The organism is Microvirga sp. GN3, assembly GCF_055792825.1.
Genome location: NZ_JBVVAK010000313.1, coordinates 1 through 3,583, shown reverse-complemented (window position 1 = coordinate 3,583; position 3,583 = coordinate 1). Strand labels below are relative to the sequence as shown.

The following is a 3,583-nucleotide window of genomic DNA, read 5'->3' as shown; positions in this document are numbered from 1 at the left end:
GTTAACCAAGACATTTTATTATCTTATAGTTGCGTTGAGGTATCGGCCTCGAATTGCTGGTGATGAGACTGCGCCGCAATAGACTTGGCATAGCGAGCATTAAGCATCGTTGAATGAGCCCTCTTGCACCGCGAGGGTGAGCATCCGACATGCGGGAATCCCACAGAAAATATCGAGTTCTGACCACCTACGCTCCACAAGCGAGCGTCGTGAGTTCGACATCTGCGACACAGATCGTCTCAGATGAAGTTGGGTCTGTGTCTCATGGGGATCTTTTCTGAATGAACACGAAGAACACTGCGCTGAGCTTCCAGGCCGGTGAAACGGTCGTGTATCCCGGCCATGGCCTCGGGGTGATCACGGGAATCGAGGAGCAAGAAGTTGCCGGGTTCAAACTTGAGCTCCTCGTGCTTTCACTCGACGTGGGAAAAGTTACAGTTCGCATTCCCTTGGCAAAAGCGAAAAGCAGTGGCTTGAGGAAGCTGTCCGAGCCGGCCATCGTCAACCAAGCACTCGCGATCCTGAGCGGAAAGGCTCGCGCCAAGCGGGGCATGTGGAACCGCCGTGCGGCGGACTACCAAGAGCGCATCAGCACTGGGCAGTTGACTGCCGTCGCGGAGGTTGTGCGGGATCTGAACCGCGGGCCGCAGCAGGAAGAGGCGTCCTACAGCGAACGGCAGATCTTCGAGGCTGCCCTGGATTTCATGGTGAAAGAGATTGCAGCGGTGAGGCAGTTAACCGAGACCGAGGCCCGTAAACTCATTGAGCAGGGCTTGGCCGACGCTCCCCGTTCCAGCAAACCGGCTGGGGGTGAGGCGGCGGCATAACCTCATGGCCATGAAGCTCACACCTCCCGCCTGATTTTTGCTGATACGTCCTCACCTTGCGGCGAAAAGTCGGCTGCGAGCGCCTGCTGCAGGATCCTGTCGCGGATCTCACGCTTCATGCTCCCGACCCTGCGGGCCATGGCATAGACCCGATCCTGCAGGGCTGTCACATCCGCCATGACCTGGAACGGCGGCTCCGGCGGGAGCGGCAGTGCAAGGTTGTTCTTCAGTTCTTGCAGCAGCGTTGCAATCGCCGAGTTGTCATCGCGCAGCTGCTGCAACTCTGCCTCAAGCATGTCTGATGTCTCCTACGGCTCTCCGGGGTTACAGGCTGGATCGGGGTGCTCTGCTTCCTGAGGCTACTGGGGCATGACAACCGTCAGGTAGGGGGCTGAGGGCTTCTCGTTGGCCCCAACCGGACCGGGCACCTGGTTCCTGACCGGCTTGAGGCTCTTGAGATAGCTGGCCAGAGCCCGGGCATCGGCATCCGTGAGCCTGCCATAGGAATGATAAGGCATGATCGGCACGAGCTGCCGACCGTCTGGCCTGACGCCGGTTCGCACCGCCTTGATGATGTCGGCCTCACTCCACTGACCCAGCCCCGTCTCGGGATCAGGGGTCAAGTTGGGCGGATAGAAGATACCGAGGCCCGGGATTTGGAAGCCGACCTCCGATCCTCCCAGGTAGCGCTGCATCTCGGGCTTGCCGAGGAAGGTGCCGGGAGTGTGACAGCCGGTGCAATCCATGATGGTCACCAGGTACTCGCCGCGTTGCGTTTGACTCTGCGCGAAGGCCAACGGGGCAGACAGGAGGAGGCCGCAGGCTGCCAAAGCGGCGCAGATGAGTGGTCTCATGGAGCATCTCTGACTGAGGTTGAACCCCGCCAAAGTGCCAGATGCCCCGTAGGAGTGAAGTGCGCAGAAGGCGTAGACGGAACCGCCTGTGGCGGAAGCATGCCACCCACAACCGGCCTCAAAACACTCAGACACTGGACTTGGATGGCTCCCTTTCCGTCCGAGAACCGGAGGAGGACACGCTTGGATGTGAGCTGTCTTCCTGGAGGAAATAGGTGTTGATGAGCGCTGTAACTCGTCGGCCCAGCGCCTGGTCCTCTTCGAAGTTGTCCGTGTCGAGGATCTCAAGCCTGACTTCAAAATCCGGGTCGCAAATGAGAACGGCTGGATCCTGCTTGTCGCCGTCGCTCAGACTATCCAGGAACCAGCCCTCGTCCGGATCCGGGTCGTCCGGATTGAGACCGGCATTCAGGCTCGCAACGATGAACCGGGCGAGACGATCGTTGATCCGCGTGCCATCATCTTCGCAAAAGAGAAGCCGGGGCTCGCCTTGCGGATCCCGCACGACGTGCTGTCGGTCACGGCCGGGGCGGGCGAGGAACAAGGTCCATTGTGACGACGGGCTCATGGGCTTTTCCTCTCGGCATCGGCCGCGCAGGTCCAGGATCACCCCGGCCGCCCGTGCAGGGAGACTGATGGCGCATCACCATGCTCCTGCGCCTCCGGGCCTGCCTAGGTTTCGGTTCATAGAGTCAAGAACGACTTCTGGGCCTTTGCGAGCAATGGCTGGTGACAATTCTCCCGCTTGTCCCCGTTCTCCACAGGATCCACAGGGATTGGCGTCTCTTCTGGGCGCTGATCTACGGCAAGAGCAGGCTCGCCCCGCAGCAATCTCCGCTCTTTCCCAGCACGTGCGGGCTCCGGCAGTGTCCGAATGGTCCCAGACGGGCCAGCCTGCGCTAGTCCAGGCTGATCTCCGTCGATCCGGGCGGCGTGACCTCGACGCCGACCGGGAGCTGAGTGGCACGTCGTCGACCCGGAAGCCCATCGCTTTGAGCTGGATGAGTAGAAACGCGGCATTGCGTTTGGGTCGGCACGAGCCGGGTGATCTGAATCACGCTGCCATCCGCGGAGCCCCACGGCGCCTGCTGGACTGGTTCTGCTTTGCCCCTAGTCGTGGGAGCGTCCCGACCAGAAGGACAAGGTTCTGCGCGACCTCCTCGCACGCAGGTCGCAGCTTGGGATCAGCCATCACCGAGTGGAACCGCATTCGATAGATGTGCTGGAGAAGGGAACAGGCATTCACCAAGTCGTCCGCCATCTCGTAACAGGGCGAGCTCTCGATGAGGAATGTCCGGCATCGCTGCACGCTGCACTGAAGGTCATGATGCGCAGCATCCAGGTCCTCGGTGCGCAAACCACGTCCACTCAGCGCATCTGACACACTAATGTTGAATCCATCTGACAGCATTCGGGCGACATGAATGAGAGCATCGCCACAGGCCCGAGCCTTCTCATTTCCCTGCTTGTCCAGCCGAATTCGAACAGAGATCAACGTAGATTTGGCTCGTGCCAAATCATCCTCGACAACGTCGCGCGCGCGACGATCCGTCCACCAATTGCACATGCGGTTTTCCGGGAATCAATCTGAAGGCTGATGTTCCAGGAGTCGGATTGTTTGCCACCGGATGCAAGCGAGAACGACTATCAAATCGACCTCTGCGACATCATGATCAAGCTCGCTTGAATGTGGCCTAAGCAGTTGCTTGTGTCTCTAATGACTTGTCCGGCAATGAAGCCCTTCAATTAAGTTGACCGTGCCTCCCGACTGCATCTCGTTAATGTGACTATGCCCCTGTGAGAGGGCCCTGCCATGGCACCGGCTACGAACTTCCTGTAAAGATTCTTATTCAGCCGCTTCGCTGGTTTTGTCGCGGATCCGGATCAAGGGCGAGAAAGAAA

At 59.4% G+C, this 3,583-nt stretch carries 4 protein-coding genes; 1 reads left to right on the top strand and 3 read right to left on the bottom strand.

Annotated features, from left to right (window positions below; all coding sequences use genetic code 11):
- Positions 1 to 281 precede the first annotated feature (281 nt).
- A complete protein-coding gene (locus ACS5Q1_RS47070) occupies positions 282 to 827 on the top strand; it encodes a CarD family transcriptional regulator (protein ID WP_473104656.1) in 546 nt (181 codons plus the stop codon).
- 17 nt (positions 828 to 844) lie between these two features.
- On the opposite strand, the gene ACS5Q1_RS47065 is transcribed toward ACS5Q1_RS47070, so the two are convergent.
- The 3 genes from ACS5Q1_RS47065 to ACS5Q1_RS47055 all read right to left on the bottom strand — a co-directional run bounded on the left by ACS5Q1_RS47065 (position 845) and on the right by ACS5Q1_RS47055 (position 2,249).
- Complete coding sequence (locus tag ACS5Q1_RS47065; RefSeq protein WP_473104655.1) at positions 845 to 1,123, bottom strand: hypothetical protein; 279 nt, start codon at positions 1,121 to 1,123, stop codon at positions 845 to 847.
- Between the two features lie 63 nt (positions 1,124 to 1,186).
- On the bottom strand, positions 1,187 to 1,681 hold the full coding sequence (locus ACS5Q1_RS47060; protein ID WP_473104654.1) for a c-type cytochrome: 495 nt from the start codon (positions 1,679 to 1,681) through the stop codon (positions 1,187 to 1,189).
- Between the two features lie 127 nt (positions 1,682 to 1,808).
- Positions 1,809 to 2,249, bottom strand: a complete 441-nt coding sequence (locus tag ACS5Q1_RS47055) for a hypothetical protein (RefSeq protein WP_473104653.1) — start codon at positions 2,247 to 2,249, stop codon at positions 1,809 to 1,811.
- Between the last annotated feature and the right edge of the window lie 1,334 nt (positions 2,250 to 3,583).